A 20,651-nucleotide genomic window follows, 5' to 3' on the forward strand; every position below is an offset into this window, starting at 1 on the left:
CCCGCCGACGTGGCCCTGTCCGCGCTGGGGCAGGCTCTGGTCCGCGGCGACGACCAACTGGCCGTGGCCGACCTCGACTGGCCCGCGTTCGTGCCGGCCTTCACCGCCGTACGGCCCAGCGCGCTACTGCGCGGCGTGCCCGAGGCGACGGCCGGCGCGGAGCCGGGGGCCGGCGACGCCGCGACCGATCCCGCCCGCGCGCTGCGCGAGCGGCTGGCCGGCGTTCCGGCCGGCGACCGGCACCGGATCCTGCTGGACCTGGTCCGGGCGCGGGTGGCCACCGTCCTCGGGCACGCCTCGCCCAACGCGGTCGAGGCCGACCGGGACTTCCTGGAACTCGGCTTCGACTCGCTGACCGCACTGGAACTGCGCGACGCGCTGCGCCAGGAGACCGCGGTGGAGCTGTCGGCGACCCTGCTCTTCGACCACCCCACCCCTACGGAGCTGGCCGTTCACCTGCTCGGCCAGCTCCTCGGCGCGGACGACGCCGGTGGACCTGCCGGGGAGAGTGCCGGCGGCGGACTGCTCGGTGGGTTGTTCAACCAGCCGAAGGCGCGCGAGGACCCGGCCGGGTATGCCGAACTGCTGGTCAAACTCGCCCAGTTCCGCCCCCGCTTCCGCGAGCCGGCGCAGCTCACCCGCCCGGCCGGGATCCTCCGGCTGGCCGAGGGCGGCGCCCGGGCGCAGTTGGTGTGCTGCTGCACGATGTCGCTGCTCTCCGGCGCGCACGAGTACGCCCGGCTGGCCGCCGGCTTCCGGGGCGTACGTGACGTGTGGGCCCTGCCCAACCCCGGGTTCGGCGTGGGCGAGGAGCTTCCCGCCGACCTCGACGCGCTGCTGCGGGTGCACGCCGACACGGTGCTGCGTACCGTCGGTGCCGGCCCGTTCGTGGTGGCTGGTCACTCCGGTGGTGCGATGGTGGCCAACCTGCTCGCCGGGGAGCTGGAACGCCAGGGCCGCCCGCCGGACGCGGTGGTGCTCATGGACACCTACCCGGCCGACAGCGAGGTGCTCGGCGGGTGGGTGCCGCAGCTTCTCGACGGGATGATCGACCGGGACACCGCGTACACGCCGATGGACGACTGGCGGACGACGGCGTGGGCGGGCTACCTGCCGCTGTTCCTGGACTGGCAGCCGACCGAGATGGCGGCGGCGACCCTGCTGGTGCGGGCCACCGAGCCGCTGGGGGAGTGGGACGGCGAACCGGACGGCTGGCGGTCGCGCTGGCCCTACCCGCACGAGGCTGTCGACGCGGCCGGCGACCACTTCAGCATGGTCGCCGACCGGGGGCCGGAACTCGCCGGCACGGTCCAGCGCTGGCTGGCCGCGCGGGGTCTGTGACCGGTTCCGCCCCTGGCGTGCCCCTAGCGCCCCCTATCGGCACACATACATCTATCGGACCGACGTTCCAGGACGGAGCATGACGACGTGGACGAGGCAGTGGTGGTCACGGAGCTGGTCAAGCGGTACCAGCCCAACATGCCACCGGCGGTGGACGGGCTGAGTTTCTCCGTCGCCGCCGGTGAGGTCTTCGGCCTGCTCGGGCCGAACGGTGCGGGCAAGACGACGACGATCGGGGTGCTGACCACACGGGTGCGGGCCACCTCGGGCCGGGCCCGGGTGTGCGGCGCGGACGTGATCGGCTCGCCCGCCGCCGCCCGGCAGTTGCTGGCGGTCGTACCGCAGCGGGTGAACCTGGACCGGGCGCTGACCGTCCGGCAGAACCTGCTGTTCCACGCGGCCTACCACCGGGTGCCCCGGGCGCAGCGCATCCGGCGGGCGGACGAGCTGCTGGACCAGATGGGGCTCAAGGACTTCGCGAACCACCGCACCGACTTCCTGTCGGGCGGCCTCGCCCAGCGGACGATGATCGCCCGCGCGCTGATGCACTCGCCCCGGGTGCTCTTCCTCGACGAGCCGTCGGCGGGCCTCGACCCGCAGTCCCGGCTCTTCGTGCACGACCGGATCGCCGAGCTGAAACGGGACGGCGTGACAGTGGTGGTCACCACGCACGACATGGACGAGGCGGAGAAGCTCTGCGACCGGGTCGGCATCGTCGACCACGGCAAGCTGCTCACCATGGACACGCCGTCCGCGCTGACCCGTACGCTGCCGGGCAGCAGCACCCTGACCCTCGTGGTGACCCCCGGCGCCTCCGCCGAGGAGGTGCGGGCCGCGCTCGATGCGATCCCCGACGTGGAGCAGGTGGAACACTTCAAGATGACCGCCAAGGTGCCCGTCGCCGCGCCGGCGTTTCCCGGCATGCCGGCGATGCCGGTGCCCGCCCCGGTCCCGGACGCGCCCGCCGACTCGGACGCCCCCCTGTCCTTCCGGGTCTACACCAGCGGTCAGCCGGCCAACGCCATCCCGATGGCGATGAAGATCCTCGCCGACCTGGGTTGCGAGGTTCGTGACCTCAACATCGGCCAGCCCAGTCTGGAAGATGTCTTCATCCACCTGACCGGAAGGGAACTTCGGTGAGCGTCACCGCCCCCGCCCCCCCGTCCGCGCCGTCACCGCCCGCGGCGCCGCCGCCGGTGCGCGCGCTGGACCAGCTCGCCACCTTCCGCGCGGTGCTCTCGCGGGACCTGTTCGTCACCGGCCGGGAGCTGATCGGCTTCCTGCTCCAGGTCTTCATCCAGCCGCTGTTCATGCTGCTGATCTTCGGCAAGGTGCTCAGCGACCTGGGCTACGCCAGCGACGACTTCTCCAACGTGCTGCTGCCCGGCGTCATCGCGCTGAACGCCTTCCTGATCGGCCTGGAGAACACCGCGCTGCCGATGATGATGGACTTCTCCTTCACCCGGGAGATCGAGGACCGCCTCCTGGCGCCCATGGCGACCCCGCTGGTGGCGCTGGAGAAGATCGTTTTCGGGGGCATCCGTGGCCTGATCGCCGGTGTGGTGCTGATCCCGGTCGGCATGCTCATGCTCGGCGTCACCTGGCCCTGGGCGGTGGTGCTCAAGGTGGTCGGGGTGTTGGCGATCGGCGCGCTGGTCGGCGCGGCGGTCGGTCTCGCCTTCGGCACCCTGGTGCCCACGCAGCACATCCAGATCATGTTCACCGTGGTGATGACCCCGATCATGTTCACCGGCGCCACCCAGTTCCCGCTGCTCGGCCTGGACTCGCTGCGCTGGTATCAGGTGATCTGTTCGCTGAACCCGCTGACCTACATCAGCGAGGCGACCCGGTCGCTCGTCGGCCCGCCGGGGGTCGAGTCGCTGCCGCTCTGGCTGTGCATGTGTGTCCTCACCGGGGTCTTCGTGGTGTTCTCGGCGATCGGCATGCGTGGCTTCATGCGCCGCGCCATGGACTGACCGCCCGGACGCGATCCGCCGAGGGCCCGAACCGCAGATGCGGTTCGGGCCCTCGCTTTCGCCCCGTGTCGCAGGGGGGCCGGTGGTCACCGCGCCCCTGCGACAGCCGTCAGGACGTGGCGCTCTGTGCCTCGTCGGCCAGCGTCTCGGCATACACGACGAGCCGGGACGGCAGGTCGGTCCGGCGCTTCACGTCGAGCTTGCGGTAGACCCGGGTCAGGTGCTGCTCGACAGTGCTCACCGTGATGAAGAGCTTGCTGGAGATCTGGCGGTTGGTGTGGCCGTGTGCGGCCAGCGCGGCAACGCGCCGCTCGGCGTCGCTCAGCCCGTCGTCCGGTTCCTGGAGTTCGGCGGCGGCCGGGTACGCCGGCAGTCCACTGCCCGGCTCCCGGCGGATCAGCCGCTGAGCCAGCACCGACGCCCCGCAGTCCTGCGCGAGCTGGTAGGCGCGGCGGACGAGCAGCCGGGCGCGGGCGGAGTCTCCGGCGCGCTGCAGCGTCTGACCGGTGTCGCCGAGGGCGCGGACGAGCTCCAACCGGTCGCCGCTGGACTGGAGCAGGTTGACCGCTTCGGAGAGCAGCTTGCGCCGGTGGTCCTGGGCGGCGGTGGTGGCGAGCAGGCGCAGCGTACGGCCCCGGGTCCGGTCGTCGACCCCGTGCGGCACCCGCAGTTGCTCCTGCAGGAGCTGCATGGCCTGCGTCTTGTTGCCGACGCTGAGCTGCACCCGGGCCAGCTCCAGCCGCCACGGCACCAGTCCGGCCGCGTCGATCCCCCACGTGCGCATCAGCTCGCCGCAGCGCCGCAGGTCGGTGGTGGCGGCGTGCGGCCGGCGTACGGCCAGGTGGTGCCGGCCGCGTGCGGCCAGGTAGTGCAGGCCCAACGGGGTGCGGAAGATGCCGGGCGGGGTCGGGTGGGCCAGCCACCGGTCAGCCTCGGCGAACCGGCCCGACTCCGTCGCGGACGCGATCAGGGTGGACAGCGGTCCGGCGATCGCCACTCCCCAGGCGGGGGCTGGCATGTCCTCCAGGGCCGCGCGGGCGTGGTGCTCGGCACCGGGCAGATCGCCGACGCGCAGGGCCGCCTCCGCCCGGATCGCCCGGATCACCGCCCGCCAGCCCGGCGCGTGCTGAACCACCGGCCGGTCGAGCAGCACGTCGCCCCAGACCACGGCCCGGTCCGACCGGCCGGCCCAGAGCAGCGCCAGCAGGGGCGCGGTCAGCAGGCCGAGGGCGCCGTCGTCCGTGTGGTGGCGCTGCAGGATCTGCTCGGCGGTCGGCGCAGTGTCGTTGTCGGCGGTCGGCGTCAGCGCGGTGCCGAGCACCGTGACCGCCTGCAGGAGCGGGCTGACGGTGGTCGGGGCGCCGGCCGCGCGGCTCCAGGTGGCCGGCGTCTGCCGTACGCTCGCCAGGTGGTCCGGGTGGGAGAGGGAGACCAGAAGCTGCATGATCCGCAGGCGGCCGGGCGGGGTGGCCGGAGCCTGCTCCTCGTCCGCCGAGAAGCCGCTGACGGCCTCGGCAGCCTCGTCGACGCGGCCCTGCCAGAGCAGGTACGGCACGGCGGAGAGGCTCGCATCGGTGGACCAGCCGGCGGCGCGCGCCGTCTGCACCAGCTCCGTCAGCTGCCCGTTCACCGTCAACGGGTTTAGCTGCCAGCGGGCATTCACCAGCATCTCGGTGGTGGCGGTGCGTTGCCGCTCGTCCACCGGCGCGCTGGCGAGCAGCCGCAGGCAGGCCGCCGCCACGTCGGGCCGGCCGGACGAGAGCGCGTGACCGGCGGCGTCCTGGAGCACCGGCACCCGCCAGCCGGCCACCGTCGCACCGGCGGCCACGAGGTGCTCGGCTACCACGCTCGCCTCGGCGCCGCGGTCGTGCAGCACCTCGGCGGCCCGCTGGTGCAGGGCGCGCCGCTCGTCGGCCGACATGTCAGCGAGGATCGAGTGCAGGATACGCGAGTGGCGTAGCTGGTCGGACTCCATCAGACCCGAGGTACGCAACACCCGCACCGCCGGGACCGTGGTCGCGGGCATCACGTCGAGGAGGTGGCCGAGCAGTTCGGCCGACGCGGGCCGGTCGAGCACGGCGAGCGCCTGGGCCACCCGGCGTACCCCGGGCTCGTGGCGGTAGAGGCACCCGAGCACGGCCTGGTCGAACGCGTCACCGACGGACGGAAGGTCGTGGTCGCTGCCCCCGCCACCGGCCCGTTCGTCGAGCAGCGCCCGGGTGAGCAGTGGATTGCCTCCGGTCATCCGTACGTAGTGTTCCGCGGTCCTGCGGGTGTCGGCGTCGTCGACGGCGCCCTCGACCAGCCGGGCGACGGCGTCGACGGTCAGTGGTGGCAGGCCGATCCGGGAGAAGTGCGGCTGGCTGAGCAGCTCGGCGCGGAACAGCTGGTGCGGCGGGCGCAGCGTCGACGCCTCCGCGAACACGACCATGATCCGGGCGTGGCGCAGCCGCCGGGTCACGTAGAGCAGGCAGTGCAGCGAGGCCGGGTCCGCGTGGTGCACGTCGTCGACGAGGAGGACCAGGGGCCCGTTGGCCGTCAGGTCGATCAGGGTGGTGAAGAGGCCGTGCAGCAGGGGTGCCCAGGCCCGGTCTACGTCGGACGCCTCGCCGCCGACTTCGGGCAGCGGCACCGCGGAGGTGGCGTCGCGCAGCAGCTTCCCGACGTGGGCGGCGGCCTCCGGGGCGAGTCGTGCACTGTGGAACAGCTGCCCGACGACTCCCAGGTGGAGACCGCGCTCCGCCCGCGAGCCGGTCGCGCTCATCACCTGCCCGCGGGAGCCGGCCGTCCACTCGCCGAACGACTCCAGCAGGCTGGTCTTGCCGCTGCCCACGGCACCGGTGACCAGCGCGACGTGTCCGCGCTGCTGCTCTTCGCACGCGTGGAACACGCGCCGCAGACGGGTGATCTGTTCCTCTTGCTGAACCAACACCTGCGCGTAAGCCCTCCTTGTACGCGGCGCGGGCCTGGAAACGCCGGTGCGGCCCGACACCGCCACCCCTGCCGGAGACAGCCGCCCCTCCGCCCGCGTCTCGACGGGTAGGGGTGGAGCGCGCCGGGCGGCCACGCCGGGTGGACCTGAAATCCTTCGTCGGACCGGTCTTCTCGCCGTACGGTCCGCGTGTCGAGGCGAGTCTGGCACCGGCATGATGGTGCGACAACGGGCGTGAGACCCCATCGTTTCGCACCCAAACCTGCGGGCCCCGGAAGGCATTTAGGGGTTGCGCGGTTCGGGGTGATGGGTGTTGGAGCCGATCGGCCCGGGGGCGGCGACACGCCGGTGAGCGGCTGGTGTCGGGGCGTACGGCTCGATGGTGCCACACCGCGACTCCCGGCGCACGCCGACGGTACCCACAGTGGTGGTGAGCGAACTCTTCGCGACGGTCGGCGAGGGTGACGGTCGCGTGACGCCCGTCGGCTGTTCCGTGCGGAAGCCCGACCGGGATCAGCGCGGCCGAGGGCCGGACGGACGGCCGCCCGGGGGGTCCGTGCCCCGCGTCAGCGGATCCAGCACCGTCGTGCCGGAGCGGTCGAACCGTAGCCGTCCGGCGAGTTCGCCGCGCGAGTTGACGTCCAGCTTCCGGTAGATGCGCGTCATCCGCTGTTCGATCGCGCTGACCGTCAGGAAGAGCTTCTCGGCGATCTCACGATTGGTGTGACCCTGGGCGGCCAGGGTGGCCATCCTGGATTCGGTGTCCGTCAGGCCCTGGACCAGGACCGCCGCATCCGCCCGGCTGCCGGTGGCGCCGTCCCTGGTGGACAGGGCGCTGGGCCACAACGTCGGGATGCCGCACTCCTCGGCGAGAGCCCGGGCCGACCGGGTCGCGGCGCGGGCCTGCCGCCGGTCGCCGGCCTGCTCGTAGGCGTGACCGAGGTCGGCAAGGTTGTGCGCCAGTTCCATCCGGTCGCCGCACTGCCGCAGCAGCCGTACGGCGCTGCGCAGGTGCGGGATCCGTTCCTGTCCCTCCTCGGTCGCGGCCAGAACCCGCAGGGCCGCGGCCCGGTACCGGACATGGACGGGCCGCAGCCGGGCCAACTCGTCGCGCACCAGCTTGCGCGCCTGCAGACGGCGGCCCATCCGGAGCAGTGCCCGAGCCGACTCGGTACGCCACGGCACCAGGCCCGAGAAGTCCAGCTGCCACCGCTGCATCAGCTGCCCGCAGAGCTGGAAGTCGGCCAGCGCGGCCTCGGGGCTTCCCGCGGCGAGGGCGTGCGTCCCGCGGGCGTGCAGGTAGTGCAGCCCGAGCGGGGTCTCGAAGATCGCCGGCGGCACCGGCACCTGAAGGCAGGCGGCCGCCGTGTCGAGCTGGTCCATATAGGTCAGGGCCCGTATCCGGACGGCGAGAGGTATCCCGATCACCACCCCCCAGCCTTTCGGCGAGAGCTGCCCCAGTGCCTCGTCGGCCAGCTTGCCGGCGCGGGGGAGGTCGCCGAGCCGGCCGGCGACGGCGGCCCGCAGGGCGGTGAGCGTGGCCGAGGGGGTGGGGTGGTGCGGGGTGGCGAGGTGGCGGTCCAGCCGGTCGCACCAGTCGTCGGCCAGGTCGAGCTGGTCGGCGTAGATCATGGCGATGAGGGCGCAGATGACCCTCCACATGTGCGGTTCGTCGTCCGGCCCGGTGGTCGACAGTGTCCGCTCGGCCTGCTCGACCACGCCCGCGTCACCCCGGGCCAGCACGCCGGACAGCAGGATGACTCCGCTGAGCCCGTGCTTGACCCGGGCCAGCGTGAGCGGATCCCGCGCGGCCACGGCGGGCGCGGGCCGGTCGACCATGACCCCGGGATAGAGCGTCGAGATCCAGCCGGTGATGATGAGCAGCTCGGCCACGGACTGCGGATCTGCGGGATCCGACCGCTCGCTGAGGTGCCTGACCAGGTCGACGGCCTTGTCGATCTCACCGTGCCAGAGGAGGTACTGGATGGGACCGGCGGCCTGTTGGCTGCCGAGGTGCCCGGCCCGGATGGCGGTGGCGACGCTGACCAGGTGGGGGATCGTGGCCTGCGGGTCGAGTCGCCACTCGGCGCGCGCCAGCGCGGAGCGGATCCGCGCCCGCAGACACTCGCCGACGCCACTGCGGTGCGCCCGGCGCAGGTACCGCAGGGCGGTCTCCACCTCGCCGTCGAGCAGCGCCTGCTCGCCGGCGTCCAGCAGGGTCTGCGCCATCCAGGGTTCGGCCAGCTCGCCGATGTCCACCAGGTGCGGCGCGATGCGGGCCGGGGGCGCGCCGTCGTCGTGCAGCAGGCGGGCTGCTCCCAGATGCAGCCGTACGCGTTCCTCGGCGGTCATCCCGTCGATCACGGCCTGGGTCACCGCCGGATGGCGCAACCCCTGTTCGTCGATCAGCCCCGCGCTGGTCGACTTGTCGACAGCGCCCAGCGCGGGGTGCAACCGGGCGTCGACGAGATGCGGCAGCAGGCTGCCGTGCAGCGGCTCGCCGGTCACGGCGAGCACCCGGGCGGCGTTGAGCACCAGGCGGTCGCAGCGGTACAGGCAGCTCAGCACGGCCTCCCGGAACGACTCGCCGACCGCCGGGGCGCCGGCGGACCGTGGCGCGGCTGCCTGGTCATCGGCGAGCGCGTGCACCAGGAGCGGATTCCCGCCGCTGATCCGGTGGCTCTCCTCGGCGATGCTGCGGGCGAGCGGGATGTCGAGCCGCTGGGCGAGCAGATGGAACGTCCCCTCGGCGGTGAGCAGCGGCAGGCGGATGCGGTGCAGCTTCGCCGGTTGCAGCATCTCGGCGTGCACGTCCGCCTGCCACGGCCGGGTGCGTGGCGCCTCCGTCAGGACCATCAGCACGGATAGGCCGGAGAGCCGCCGGGCCACGTAATCGAGACAGCGCAGCGACGGCACGTCCGCGTGGTGGATGTCGTCCACCACGATGACCAGCGGCCCCCGCGAGGTCAGTTCGAGCAGGGCGCGCCCGATGGCGGCGGTGAGCCGGGCGTTCTCCGCGTCCGCCGGATCGGCGTCGCTCCATGCGAGGGCGCCCGCGTCCAGCAGCCGGGCGAGGCGGGCCCGGATGTCGGGGGCGTCCGCGGCGCACGACGGCACCGCGCGGACGAGCTGCCGGACGACCTCCAGCGGTACGCTGCGCTCCGCGCGGGAGGCGCTCGCGCCGATGACCCGTGCTCCGGCGTCGCAGGCGCGCCGGGCGAAGGCCTGTGAGAGCGCGGTCTTGCCGGAGCCGACCGGGCCGGTCAGCACGGTCACCGGCCGGTCGGTCGGCGAGGTGCCGCCGCGGAGCAGGTCTGCGAGTCGGCGCTCCAGCAGGCCGAGCTGGCTCGAACGCTCGGTCAGCTCCATCACCGCCCCCTCCGGGGGAGGGCCGGGTGCCCGGTGCGGCCCGACAGCTCGACCAAATTGGAGACCGGCAATTCTTGACCCATTCCATTATCGGCAAGGATCGACTGGTGTCGAGCTTTGCCGGTGCGCCATCGACCGACTTGACCGGTTGGCTGCTGCGAGCCGTGTTCCCGTGTGCGTCGGCGATAATTCCCCAGCTCTCTCGGGGTCGACACTTCCTATCGACCTGCTTGATGGTGGGAGTATGGCAGTTGGGCAATTGGGCGGCAAGCCGAGTTGTGTAAAGGATGGGCAAACATGGGTTACTTGTCTCGGGTGACCCGACCGGGGGTGGCGACGGAAAGTCGCCGGCTGGTCCCGTACCGTGACAGAGCGCTCTCCTGAGCCGATGGTTCCGCTTATTCGGCCCGCCTGCTGATTGGCGAATGGGCTCTTCCGTGCTAATCCGACGTCCGGGCGTTACCGGTCGCTCTCGCCGCAAGGTTCGAAGCTGCCGCGGTCGCGGCGTGCGGAGGCGTCGAGCTGGGCGTCATCGTCGTTGAACTCGGCGTTCGTGACCCCGCCCGTGCCGATCCCGGCGCGGGCGGGTGTGGTGCCGGAAGCTGCTGTGGAGGTGTCGTCCGTCCCCGGGGCGGGGCCGTGGGGTCCGGTCGGGGCTCCGGCAATTGCCGGAGGCGCTCGATTGTTGCGATGTAAGGCATTGATGCCGGAACTGCGATCGATGCCTGTCCGGCCCTGCCGGCGGTCGAGGCTTGGTGTGCGTCGGCGGGCCACGATTCGGACGTTTGGGAGATTCTGCGATTATGTATGAAAAAGAATTATGAATCCGAGTGTCCCGTTGGTTGCGGAGGCCTGCGGTCCCATCCGGCCCGAAGGCTGGTCTCATGCGGCACACGTCAATGCGATAAAGCCGTGACGGCTAGCTGCCGGGCATCGAGGAGGACGTTTTACGGTCGATTTTCGCTCGCTGAGGACAAATGCGGCCTCTGCATTGTTCGCCGAGCCGGAGTGAGCGCTCGTGTCGGCCGTTGTGTCAGGACGGCCGGGATTCGGTCCTAGCTGGCCAGTAGGCCCGGACAGGGGGATTCGGACTCGGCGGCTAGGGGTTGTGCCCGACGATAGCCCGGCCCTAATTTCGGGGCACCCGGTCTCCACCGTCTGGATAGCCGGACATGGGGCCGTGCAGGCCCGAGACCTGAAGGGTTCTGTGGCCGTCGTGATGTCCCAGCTGCCGCCGCGACTCGTTGCGGCCCCGCGCAGGGGATAGCGGAGATGACGCTGCTGCCGGTGCTGCGTGGATTCGGTGCGGATCGGGCCGACGCGGTCACGGTGGCCGGAGAAGCCCTCTCCAGCGAGGCCCTGCTGGGCTGCGTCACCGCCGTCGCTGATCGGATCAGGGGCGCGACCGCGGTCGCGGTCGACGGCACACCGACGCTGGAAGCGGTGGTCGGAATGCTCGGCGCCCTCCTCGCCGGGGCACCGCTCGTACCGCTGCCTCCCGGCGCCGACGAACGCGAACGCCGCCGTATCCTGCGGCAGTCCGGAGCGACGGTGATCCTCGGCCGTGCCCCGTCCGGGGCCGACGGCCTGTCCACGATCCCGGTCGACCTGCGAGAACACGCCTCGACGCGGCATCCCGAGCCCGCCCCGGGCAGCGACGCCGTCATCCTCTACACAGGTGGCGCATCAGGGCCGCCACGAGGGGTGCGCATCTCGCGCCGCGCCATCGCCGCCGACCTCGACCTTCTGGCCCGTGCGTGGCACTGGAGCGAGGAGGACGTGGTCGTCCAGGGCACCCCGCTGTTCCGGGCGTACGGTCTGGTCGTCGGCCTGCTCGGCGCGCTGCGGGCCGGCAGCCGTTTCGTCCACCTCGACCACGCCGGCACCGGGCCGGTCGGCTCCGTGCACCTGGCGTCGCCCGACCAGTGGGGCGAAGATAGCGCTGGACGGCCACCGGGCCCGGCCGCTGTCCGCGGCGCGGATCCTCGTTTCCGCGGACGGCCCGCTGGCCCGCGCCGTGGCCGAACGGCTCCGACTGCTCACCTCGCACCGGCCGGTGCAGGCCTACGGCACCACCGAGACGCTCGTCGCGCTGACCGGGCGCCCCGGCGACCGTACGGTGCCGGGCGCTGTCGGCACCCCCCCTGCCCGGCGTCGAGACGCGCGTGCTGGACCGCGAGGACCGGCCGGTGCCGGCCGACGGCCAGTCGGCGGGCGAGTTGAGCGTCTGCGGGCCGATGCTGTTCAGCGGGTACGTCGGCGGGCGGAGCCTCGCCGCCGGTCGCTGGCACGCCACCGGCGACCTGGCCAGCGTGGCCCCCGACGGCACGTACCGGATCATCGGGCGACGCGGGCTCGACGTGGTGCACAGCCGGGGCCGGCGGATGCCCGCCGGGCAGATCGAGGAGGCGTTGCTGAGCCACCCCGGCGTGCGCGACGCCGCCGTCGTCGGCACGCCGCACCACGCGCTCGGCGAGCAGGTCACCGCCTACGTCGTCGCCGAGGGGGTGACCGCGCAGGTGCTCATCGACCACGTCGGCCGGTACCTCTCGGCGGGCCAGCGCCCCCGGCGGGTGCACTTCGTCGACGAGTTGCCGCGCAGCGCCTTCGGGCGGATCAGGAAGTCCCTGCTGATCGCCGGCGGCTGAGCCGGCCGGACAGGGGGCAGCGGTGACCCGCCCCCGCCACGGTCAGCCCTCCACCCAGCCGTGCCGCCGGGCCAGCTCCAGCATCCTCGCACGTACCGCCACGATCTGCGCTCCGGTCAGGTCCGACACGGAGGTCACCAGCGCCTCGGTGGTCTCCGCGGAGAAGGCCCGCTCGGAGAGGACGTCGCACAGGCCCTCGTCGTCCTCCGCGCCGCCCGTGGCCTGCCCGCTGTCCCTGCTGCGCCCGCCGCCGACCGTGACGCCGGACACCCGCACCAGCACGGCCTTGGGCCCGCGCTCGGTCTCCACCGCTTCGTACTCGACCGGGACGCCGGGCGTCAGCGCCCACTTGTCGCCGTCGAGCATGTTCGCGTGCACGAACACGTCGTCGCTGCCGTCGTCCGGGGCGATGAACCCGTAGCCCCGCACCTCGTCGAACCGCACCACTTTGCCAGTGAGCATCGCCATTCCCGCGTCCATCCGCCCCAAATCCAGGTGCCCCGCCCGCAGGACCGGGACGGCGCTCAGAGTGGCACCTGTCCCGTGCAGGCCGGCACCCGTACCCGACCCCTATGGTGCACCTATCGCCGAGGCCCGCCGCGGCGAGGGGTGCCGCAGCGCCTACCATCGGCCAACGTGATCGAGCAGATCCTGCCCTCCACCGTGGCGGTGTCCGAGTCCTTCACCGATCCCGCCGGCGTGACCCTGTTCCCCGAGGAGGAGGCGCTGGTGGCACGGTCGGTGGAGAAACGACGCCGGGAGTTCACCACCGTGCGGCACTGCGCCCGGCTGGCTCTCGGCGAGCTGGGCCTCGCCCCGGCGCCGATCGTCTCCGGCGCACGCGGTGCCCCGCTCTGGCCCGACGGCGTGGTCGGCAGTATGACGCACTGCGATGGCTACCGGGCGGCGGTCGTCGGCCGTACGGCGGCGTTCGCCAGCCTCGGGGTGGACGCCGAGCCGCACGCCCCGCTGCCCGACGGGGTGCTCGGAGCGATCGCCCTGCCGGCCGAACGGTCGCGCACCGTCACGCTGGGCGCGGTCCGCCCCGCCGTCTGCTGGGACCGCCTGTTGTTCAGCGCCAAGGAGGCGGTGTACAAGGCGTGGTTCCCGCTCACCGGCCAGTGGCTGGACTTCTCCGAGGCGGACATCGTGTTCGACCCGGCCGGCACGTTCGAGGCCCGGCTGCTGGTGCCCGGTCCGGTGCTCGGCGGGGCCGAGGTGCGGGCGTTCGCGGGCAGGTTCCTGGTCGAGCGGGGACTGGTGGTCACCGCGATCAGCATCCCGGCGGTCGCGTCCTAACCGTCGGCGCTGAGCCGCGTCTTCTGCACCTTGCCCCAGGGCGTTGCGGGGCAGGGCGTCGACCAGGCGCACCTCGCGTGGTCGCTTGTGCGCCGAAAGGTGCCGGGCCACGAAGTCGATCAGCTCGGCCTCGCCCACCCCGTCGCCCACCACGTACGCGGTGACCTGCTGACCGAGGTCGGGGTGCGGTGTGCCCACCACGGCTGCCTCACGGACCCCCGGGTGCGTCAGCAGGGCGTCCTCCACCTCCCCGGCGCCGATCCGGTAGCCACCGCTCTTGATCAGGTCGGTCGACGCCCGGCCGACGATCCGGTGCCAGCCGTCCGGGTCGACGGTGGCGACGTCCCCGGTGCGGAACCAACCGTCCGGGGTACGGCTCGCCGCGTCGGCGTCCGGACGGTTGAGGTAGCCGTCGAACAGCGTGGGGCCGGTGACCTGAAGCTCGCCCATCGTCGCCCCGTCGGCCGGGAGCGGGGTGCCGTCGTCGCCGACCAGCCGCGTACGGACCCCGGGCAGCGCCAGCCCGACGGTGCCGGGCCGGCGTGGGCCGTCCGTCCGGGCGCTCGTATATATCATGTCTAGGCTGTACGTCTCACGAAGTCGATCAGCTCGGCCTCGCCCACCCCGTCGCCCACCACGTACGCGGTGACCTGCTGACCGAGGTCGGGGTGCGGTGTGCCCACCACGGCTGCCTCACGGACCCCCGGGTGCGTCAGCAGGGCGTCCTCCACCTCCCCGGCGCCGATCCGGTAGCCACCGCTCTTGATCAGGTCGGTCGACGCCCGGCCGACGATCCGGTGCCAGCCGTCCGGGTCGACGGTGGCGACGTCCCCGGTGCGGAACCAACCGTCCGGGGTACGGCTCGCCGCGTCGGCGTCCGGACGGTTGAGGTAGCCGTCGAACAGCGTGGGGCCGGTGACCTGAAGCTCGCCCATCGTCGCCCCGTCGGCCGGGAGCGGGGTGCCGTCGTCGCCGACCAGCCGCGTACGGACCCCGGGCAGCGCCAGCCCGACGGTGCCGGGCCGGCGTGGGCCGTCCGTCCGGGCGCTCACAGTGATCAGGGTCTCGGTCATCCCGTACCGCTCGACGACCCGGTGACCGGTGAGGGTGGCGAGGTCGGCGAAGACCGCCGCCGGCAGCGCCGCGCTGCCCGAGACCAGCAGCCGCGCCGGACGCAGCGCCCGGGCCGCGTCCGGGGCGGCGGCGATTCGGGACCACACCGTCGGCACCCCGAAGTACATCGTGCCGTTGGCGGCGGCGTACCGGTCGGGGCGGGGGCGGCCCACGTGGTGCAGCCGGCCGCCCAGCCGCAGTGGTCCGAGCACGCCGAGCACCAGCCCGTGCACGTGGAACAGCGGCAGGCCGTGCACCAGCAGGTCGTCCGGCGTCCATGCCCAGGCGTCGGCCAGCCCGTCGAGGCAGGCGGCGATCGCGCGGCGGGAGATCACGGCGCCCTTCGGGGCGCCGGTGGTGCCGCTGGTGTAGAGGATCACCGCGGTGCAGGCCGGATCCGGCTCGGGGTGGACGGTGTCCGACCGGCGGGTCAGGTCGACGGGTACGACGGGCCGGCCGGCGTCACCGACGGTGCGTTCCGCGCCGGCCGGGGCCAGCAGCGCCGTCGCGTCCGAGTCGCGCAGGATGTGATCGCGCTCCATCGGCCCGGCGTCCGGCGGGATCGGCACGACCGCAACCCCGGCCGTCAGCGCGCCCACCACGCCGACCACGGTCTCCAGGGTGGCGGTGGCCTCGATCGCCACCCGGTCGACGCCGCGCAGCTCGTCGGCCACCGCCGTGGCAAGGCGGCGAAGCTCCACCCAGGACGCCGCCCGGCCGCCGACCCGGATCGCGTCCGGGTGCTCGTCGGTTGTCTTCGTCAGCCAGCCCAGCAGCGGCATGGTGCGATCCTCTCAGCGGCCCGGTCCGAGCCCTGCCGGGGGCCGCGACGCCGGTAGGGTCGTGGGGTACCGCCGGATCCGGGCGGGCGAGTGCGCCGCCGGTGGGCCGGGAGAACGGTCCTGACCGTAGTCGGGGGTCTCCGCGGCCTGCCACCCCTACCGGCCGTGGCGGTCGTGCGGGCGGGGAGGTGACATCGATGGTCGCGAGGGCGACGGCGGCACCCGACGGTGTCCGGGCGGTGGTGTTCGACCTCGACGGGGTGCTGGTCGACAGCCTCGCCGTGGCCAGAGAGGCGTTCGCCCTCGCCTACGCCGAGGTGGTCGGCGACGGCCTGGCCCCGGTCGACGAGTACTGCCGCCACCCGGGCCGGTACCTGCCGGAGGTGCTGGAGCTGATGGGTCTGCCGGCGGCGCTCGCCGAGCCGTTCGTGCGGCAGAGCAACCGCCTTGCACACCGGGTCAGCCCGGTCGTCGGCGCGGCGGAGCTGCTGCGCACCCTGCGTCGGCGGGGGATCGGGCTCGCCGTGGCCACCGGCCGCAGCGGTGTACGCGCCCGGGACCTGCTCGGCCGGCTCGACCTGTTGCCGCTCGTCGACCACGTGGTGGGCTCGGACGAGGTGCCCCGCCCGAAGCCCGCGCCCGATATCGTACGGCGGGCGCTGCACCTGCTCGGGGCCCGGCCGGAGGAGGCGCTGATGGTCGGCGACGCGCCCAGCGACCTGGCCAGCGCGCGGGCGGCCGGGGTGACGGCGGTGGCCGCGCTGTGGGGCGAGTCCGACGAGGAGACGCTGCGCGCGGCCGGCCCGGACGTCGTTCTGACCCGGCTCGACGAGCTGCTGCCGCTCTGCCCGGCACGGCGGTGACGAGCCACACCGGATCCGTGGGCGAGAAGCCGCCCGGAGCCGCCGCCCGCCCGGACGGGACGCCCGGACACCTGGCGTGACCGGGCGACACCCCTGTCGCCGGGCGGTACCCCTGTGGAGGATGGTTTCTCGCCTCGACACCCCCGATTCGTCACCTGATCAGTTGATCGGGGCATCGGTTGCGCGGATGATGTCGGGCGTCGGTCGGCCCGGGTCCGGCCCGTTGCCGCGGACCGACGCCGCGATCAGCCGAGTGGTCCGCCCTTCCCGGCGGCAAACCGCACATGAAGGAGGACCATCCCGGATGCCGGTCATCGAGGTCGATCATCTGCAGAAGCGGTACGGCGAGAAGGTCGCGGTCGACGACGTTTCCTTCACCGTCGAGCAGGGCGAGATCTTCGGCGTCCTCGGCCCGAACGGCGCCGGCAAGACGACCACTGTGGAATGCGTGCAGGGGTTGCGCCGTCCCGACGGCGGGACCGTCCGGGTGTTCGGGCTGGACCCGGTGCGCGACCGCACCGAGGTGCGCCAGCGCGTCGGCGCCCAGCTCCAGGAGAGCCAACTGCCGGACAAGGTGCGGGTGCGGGAGGCGCTGGACCTGTACCGGTCCTTCTACCGCAACCGGGCCGACATCGACGAGCTGCTGACCGACCTCGGCCTGGCCGAGCAGCGCAACACCTACTTCCAGAAGCTCTCCGGCGGGCAGAAGCAGCGGCTGTCGGTGGCCCTGGCGCTGGTGGGCAGGCCGGAGATCGCCATCCTCGACGAGCTGACCACGGGCCTCGACCCGCAGGGCCGCCGGGACACCTGGGATCTCGTCGAGCGGATTCGCGACCGCGGCGTCACCGTCGTGCTGGTCACCCACTTCATGGAGGAGGCGCAACGACTCTGTGACCGGATCGCGATCATCGACAAGGGGCGGATGGTGGCCATCGACAGCCCCGCTGGCCTGCTCGCCCGGGTCGGCAGCGAGCACCGGGTGCACTTCCGCCCGGCGGAGCCGGTCGAGGACGCCCTGCTGCTCGCCGCGCCCGACGTGACCGGGGTCAGCCGCTACGGGGCGGAGGTGACGGTGACCGGCACGAAGGACGTGCTCCAGTCGGTCCTGGCAGTGCTCAACGGGCGCGGGACGACCTACACGGACCTGCGGGTCGAGCAGCCCACCCTCGACGACGCCTTCGTCGCCCTGACCGGCCGCGGCGGCCGGGCCGCCGCGCAGTCCCCGACCGACGGGAGGTCGTCGTGAGCGCCCTGTCCAAGCTGATCGCCGTCGAGACGAAGCTGTTCCTCCGGGAGCCCGTGTCGTTGTTCTTCGTCTTCGCCCTGCCGATCGGCCTGATGCTCGTCTTCGGCCTGCCGCAGCGTGCCGGTACCGCCGCCGACACCGGCCAGCACGCCGAGCAGACGTTCCTGCCGTCGCTCGCGCTGGCTCTCACCATCGGCATGCTCGCGCTCTTCACCCTGCCGATGGCGCTGGGCATCTACCGGGAACGCCGGATCCTGCGCCGTCTGGCGACCACCCCGGTGCAGCCCGCGCTGCTGCTGGTCGCCCAGGTCGTGGTCAACCTCGTGATGGGCGTGCTCGGTGCGGTGGTCACCTCGATCGCCGTGCGGTTCCTGCTGGACCAGCCGGCGCCGGCCAACCTGCCCGGGTTCGTACTGGCCTTCCTCCTCGGGGTCGCGTGCCTGTTCGCCGTCGGCCTGCTGATCGCGGCGCTGGCGCCGTCGGCCCGGGCGGCACAGTCGATCGGCCCCGCGCTGTTCTTCCCGCTGCTCTTCCTGGCCGGCGCCTGGCTGCCCCGCGACCGGATGCCGGGTGCCCTGGCGGCCGTGGCCGACTACTCGCCGCTCGGCGCGACTGTCGACACCATCGGCGCGGCGTGGGCGGGGGCCGACCCCGAGCTGCCGCAGCTGATCGCCCTGGCTGTCACGGCCGCCGTCGCCGCCCTGGGGGCGACGCGGTTCTTCCGCTGGGAGTGAGCCCGCCTCCCGACCGGGCTGGTCCGCCGGCATCGTCGCTGCCCAGGGCCGTTTCTAGGGGTGCGCTAAGGGTGCTCACGAAATGTGATCTGCACTACGTTCGGAGCTGAACGGGTGGCCGCTCACCGGACAAGGACGTTCGACCGCGGAGCGTCCGTTCACCCGGCAACGGGTGTCGTTGGACCTGTGTGGACCGAACCGCGTCGCCCCTGCGGCGGCTCGTGGGGTGTGCGGAATGCGACGGAGGTCGTGCCATGAAGGACGTTTCGCAAGCTGATCCGGTCGCCCGGGACGCCGCCGGCGTCATCGATGTCGTCCTGGAGGGCGGCCCGGCCGGCCTGCCGGCCGATCTGCGCAGCCGTCGGGTGTCCAGGGCCGAGAAGAAGATCAAGATCCTGTACTACGGCGGGTACGAGCACTTCGAGCGGGGCACCGCCGCCGCGACGGTCGAGCCGGTGGTCTTCCGCTGGACCGGCCGGACCCGGATCGCCGAGTAGCGAAGGGACGCAGCAGTCTCATGCGGGCACAGGACCAGCGGACGGGACCGCACCTGACGGTCAGCGACACGAGCGAGGCGATCGCCTTCTACACGGACGTCTTCGACGCCGTGGCCATCCAACGGGAGTGCCTGCTCGACGGGCATGTCGTGCACGCGGAACTGGCCGTCGGCGGTCATCGCCTGATCGTGAGCGAGTGGTGGGAGGCGGGCGACCCGTCGGTGGCCGCGAACCGTGACGAGGTGTTGACCATCGAGCGGACGGACCCCGAGTCGGTGCTGCGGCGGGCGGTGGCCGCGGGCGCCCATGTCGAGCCGCCGGCTGCCCCGTCGCACCAGGTCACGTTGCGCGACCCCGCCGTCAGCTTCTGGTGCGTAGCGACCTCGCATACTGCCTAAAATTTCAGAAACTAGATTGATCCCATGGGTGTTCGGGGAGGCACCGCCGTCCCGGCCCTAAGTTTCCGTGACTATATACCATGCCCGTGGTGAGCTTGCGAGTTGGACTCGTACAGGGCAAAGAGTACCCTGTGCGCCTATGTTTTCCCGCGGTGAGGCTAACTTTCAACATTTTGGATTTACCTAGCGTAGAGGTCTTCATCTGACAAATTACCTCTATGCGGTACATACATGTCGCCTCCGGGTCTGGGCTATGACGACTACGTGAAATGCGATCCGATACGCAACCGCTGCAACGACGATTGTGTCATACATGCTTGGCCAGCATAACGAAGGAAGCCCCGGAATATCGATGTAGGAGTTTACCACTCGCGATTAGTATGGACAGGCCGCGGGAACCGTGCGTACGGCGCGGGTTCCCGCGGCCTGTCCGGCGGGACGTCGCCGGAGTCCGCGCGGTGCGCGGCGCCTGGGCGCTCCTCCGGTCTCCTGGTCAGCCGCGCGGCGGTCCCGCCGACAGTCCGGCTTCCGCCGTCAGGTCCTGAGTCGTACGCGGGCCGGCGGGGGCGACGATCACCTGATCGTCTGCCGGGCCGACGGTTCCCTCAGCGCCTCCGCCACCAGCGTACGCAGCCGCCCGGCGGTCGCCCCGGCCGGCACACGCGGCGGTGGGCGTGCACCGTTCGCCGTTGGTGTCGGCCGGAGGTGTCGGATCTGGGCAGGGGTGTTCGTAGTCAATGAGCGGGGCAGCCCACGAGGCTGCTGGGTGATGCGCCCGTGCGTCCAGGCTGTTGCGGTTGACCATCGAGAGGTAAGGCATGGCCAAGCTGATCTATGTGAACAACGTGTCGCTCGACGGCTACATGGAGGACGAACGCGGCGCGTTCGCCTGGTTGCCGATGGACGACGAGGTGTTCGTCGTCTACACCGATCTCCTGCGGTCCGTGGGCACGTTCCTCTACGGACGGCGGCTGTACGAGGCGATGGCCGTCTGGGAAACCGACGCCGCTCTGGCCGGGCAGTCCGACCTCATGGCCGACTTCGCAAGCGCCTGGCAGGCAGCGGGAAAGGTCGTGTACTCCACGACCCTCGCCGCGGTGTCGACCGCCGACACCCGACTCGAACGCCGCTTCGACCCCGCCGCGGTACGCGAACTGAAGGCCACGGCCGGCAGCGATCTCACCGTTGGAGGTGCAAACCTCGCGGCGCAGGCTCTTGAGGCCGGGCTGGTCGACGAGTGCCAGCTGTTCGTCTGGCCCGTGGTCGTCGGCGGGGGTAAGCCGGGCCTGCCGTCCGGCATGCGCGTCGACCTCGAACTCCTCGACGAGCGCCGATTCCGAAACGGCGTCGTACACCTCCGCTACCGCCCTGTCGGGCAGTGAACGACGGCCCGTCCGATCGCCTGCGCTTGCGTGAAGGTGGGGCGCTGACGGCTGATCCGACCGGATGAGGT

At 72.4% G+C, this 20,651-nt stretch carries 15 protein-coding genes and 2 pseudogenes; 12 read left to right on the forward strand and 5 right to left on the reverse strand.

Translation table 11 applies throughout. From position 1 onward, the window contains the following. From MCBG_RS00065 to MCBG_RS00075, 3 genes are all read left to right on the forward strand, one after another. Positions 1–1,341: alpha/beta fold hydrolase (locus MCBG_RS00065; protein WP_043322799.1), on the forward strand; the 1,341-nt coding region annotated here is incomplete at its 5' end. Positions 1,342–1,428: 87 nt separating this feature from the next. Next, positions 1,429–2,481, forward strand: a complete 1,053-nt coding sequence (locus MCBG_RS00070) for an ABC transporter ATP-binding protein (protein ID WP_043322803.1) — start codon at positions 1,429–1,431, stop codon at positions 2,479–2,481. Next, complete coding sequence (locus tag MCBG_RS00075; protein WP_043322806.1) at positions 2,478–3,317, forward strand: ABC transporter permease; 840 nt, start codon at positions 2,478–2,480, stop codon at positions 3,315–3,317. The genes MCBG_RS00070 and MCBG_RS00075 overlap by 4 nt, the downstream gene beginning before the upstream one ends. 109 nt (positions 3,318–3,426) lie before the next feature. On the opposite strand, the gene MCBG_RS34905 is transcribed toward MCBG_RS00075, so the two are convergent. Both MCBG_RS34905 and MCBG_RS00085 read right to left on the reverse strand, forming a co-directional pair. Then, on the reverse strand, positions 3,427–6,249 hold the full coding sequence (locus tag MCBG_RS34905) for a helix-turn-helix transcriptional regulator (RefSeq protein WP_043322809.1): 2,823 nt from the start codon (positions 6,247–6,249) through the stop codon (positions 3,427–3,429). Positions 6,250–6,762: 513 nt separating this feature from the next. After that, the gene (locus tag MCBG_RS00085; protein ID WP_043322811.1) at positions 6,763–9,618 is read right to left on the reverse strand and encodes an AAA family ATPase; all 2,856 of its coding nucleotides are present in this window, start codon (positions 9,616–9,618) and stop codon (positions 6,763–6,765) included. A gap of 1,452 nt (positions 9,619–11,070) precedes the next feature. Here MCBG_RS00085 and MCBG_RS00090 point away from each other — a divergent pair. Beyond that, the gene (locus MCBG_RS00090) at positions 11,071–11,841 is read left to right on the forward strand and encodes an AMP-binding protein (RefSeq protein WP_255358648.1); all 771 of its coding nucleotides are present in this window, start codon (positions 11,071–11,073) and stop codon (positions 11,839–11,841) included. Further along, positions 11,784–12,266, forward strand: a complete 483-nt coding sequence (locus MCBG_RS33350) for an AMP-binding enzyme (RefSeq protein ID WP_255358556.1) — start codon at positions 11,784–11,786, stop codon at positions 12,264–12,266. Before MCBG_RS00090 ends, MCBG_RS33350 begins: the two co-directional genes overlap by 58 nt. Positions 12,267–12,308: 42 nt before the next feature. Here MCBG_RS33350 and MCBG_RS00095 read toward each other — a convergent pair whose 3' ends face one another. Next, the gene (locus tag MCBG_RS00095; protein ID WP_043322813.1) at positions 12,309–12,746 is read right to left on the reverse strand and encodes a cold-shock protein; all 438 of its coding nucleotides are present in this window, start codon (positions 12,744–12,746) and stop codon (positions 12,309–12,311) included. 156 nt (positions 12,747–12,902) lie between these two features. Between MCBG_RS00095 and MCBG_RS00100 the strand changes: the two genes are divergently transcribed. Next, the gene (locus MCBG_RS00100; RefSeq protein WP_043322816.1) at positions 12,903–13,565 is read left to right on the forward strand and encodes a 4'-phosphopantetheinyl transferase family protein; all 663 of its coding nucleotides are present in this window, start codon (positions 12,903–12,905) and stop codon (positions 13,563–13,565) included. Here MCBG_RS00100 and MCBG_RS31390 read toward each other — a convergent pair. Together MCBG_RS31390 and MCBG_RS00110 are read right to left on the reverse strand one after the other, a co-directional pair. Beyond that, positions 13,562–14,138, reverse strand: a pseudogene (locus tag MCBG_RS31390) (acyl-CoA synthetase); the annotation flags it as partial. The gene MCBG_RS00100 and the pseudogene MCBG_RS31390 sit on opposite strands and share 4 nt — an antisense overlap. 14 nt (positions 14,139–14,152) lie before the next feature. After that, a pseudogene (locus tag MCBG_RS00110) lies at positions 14,153–15,460 on the reverse strand (acyl-CoA synthetase); the annotation flags it as partial. A gap of 197 nt (positions 15,461–15,657) precedes the next feature. Here MCBG_RS00110 and MCBG_RS00115 point away from each other — a divergent pair. The 6 genes from MCBG_RS00115 (at position 15,658) to MCBG_RS00140 (ending at position 20,580) form a co-directional block, all read left to right on the forward strand. Continuing rightward, positions 15,658–16,323, forward strand: a complete 666-nt coding sequence (locus MCBG_RS00115) for an HAD-IA family hydrolase (protein WP_043322821.1) — start codon at positions 15,658–15,660, stop codon at positions 16,321–16,323. A 304-nt stretch (positions 16,324–16,627) separates the two neighbouring features. Continuing rightward, a complete protein-coding gene (locus MCBG_RS00120) occupies positions 16,628–17,569 on the forward strand; it encodes an ABC transporter ATP-binding protein (protein WP_043322824.1) in 942 nt (313 codons plus the stop codon). Further along, the gene (locus MCBG_RS00125) at positions 17,566–18,303 is read left to right on the forward strand and encodes an ABC transporter permease (RefSeq protein ID WP_043322827.1); all 738 of its coding nucleotides are present in this window, start codon (positions 17,566–17,568) and stop codon (positions 18,301–18,303) included. The genes MCBG_RS00120 and MCBG_RS00125 overlap by 4 nt, the downstream gene beginning before the upstream one ends. Before the next feature lie 254 nt (positions 18,304–18,557). Beyond that, a complete protein-coding gene (locus MCBG_RS00130; RefSeq protein WP_030498879.1) occupies positions 18,558–18,800 on the forward strand; it encodes a DUF5988 family protein in 243 nt (80 codons plus the stop codon). Positions 18,801–18,820: 20 nt separating this feature from the next. Continuing rightward, entirely contained in the window at positions 18,821–19,198 is a 378-nt protein-coding gene (locus MCBG_RS00135) for a VOC family protein (protein ID WP_051610830.1), read from the forward strand. An 818-nt stretch (positions 19,199–20,016) separates the two neighbouring features. Further along, positions 20,017–20,580, forward strand: coding sequence for a dihydrofolate reductase family protein (locus MCBG_RS00140; RefSeq protein WP_043322832.1), 564 nt, complete (start codon positions 20,017–20,019; stop codon positions 20,578–20,580). Positions 20,581–20,651: the final 71 nt, after the last annotated feature.

The sequence above is a fragment of the Micromonospora sp. M42 genome, from assembly GCF_000568915.1.
Lineage (GTDB): Bacteria > Actinomycetota > Actinomycetes > Mycobacteriales > Micromonosporaceae > Micromonospora > Micromonospora chalcea.

What these genes read in the sequence shown, in the direction of transcription:
- MCBG_RS00135 (WP_051610830.1), top strand. Translation starts at nt 18,821, where the DNA reads ATGCGGGCACAGGACCAGCGGACGGGACCGCACCTGACGGTCAGCGAC.
- MCBG_RS00115 (WP_043322821.1), top strand. Translation starts at nt 15,658, where the DNA reads ATGGTCGCGAGGGCGACGGCGGCACCCGACGGTGTCCGGGCGGTGGTG.
- MCBG_RS00130 (WP_030498879.1), top strand. Translation starts at nt 18,558, where the DNA reads ATGAAGGACGTTTCGCAAGCTGATCCGGTCGCCCGGGACGCCGCCGGC.
- MCBG_RS00120 (WP_043322824.1), top strand. Translation starts at nt 16,628, where the DNA reads ATGCCGGTCATCGAGGTCGATCATCTGCAGAAGCGGTACGGCGAGAAG.
- MCBG_RS00090 (WP_255358648.1), top strand. Translation starts at nt 11,071, where the DNA reads ATGCTCGGCGCCCTCCTCGCCGGGGCACCGCTCGTACCGCTGCCTCCC.
- MCBG_RS00095 (WP_043322813.1), bottom strand. Translation starts at nt 12,746, where the DNA reads ATGGACGCGGGAATGGCGATGCTCACTGGCAAAGTGGTGCGGTTCGAC.
- MCBG_RS00140 (WP_043322832.1), top strand. Translation starts at nt 20,017, where the DNA reads ATGGCCAAGCTGATCTATGTGAACAACGTGTCGCTCGACGGCTACATG.
- MCBG_RS00085 (WP_043322811.1), bottom strand. Translation starts at nt 9,618, where the DNA reads ATGGAGCTGACCGAGCGTTCGAGCCAGCTCGGCCTGCTGGAGCGCCGA.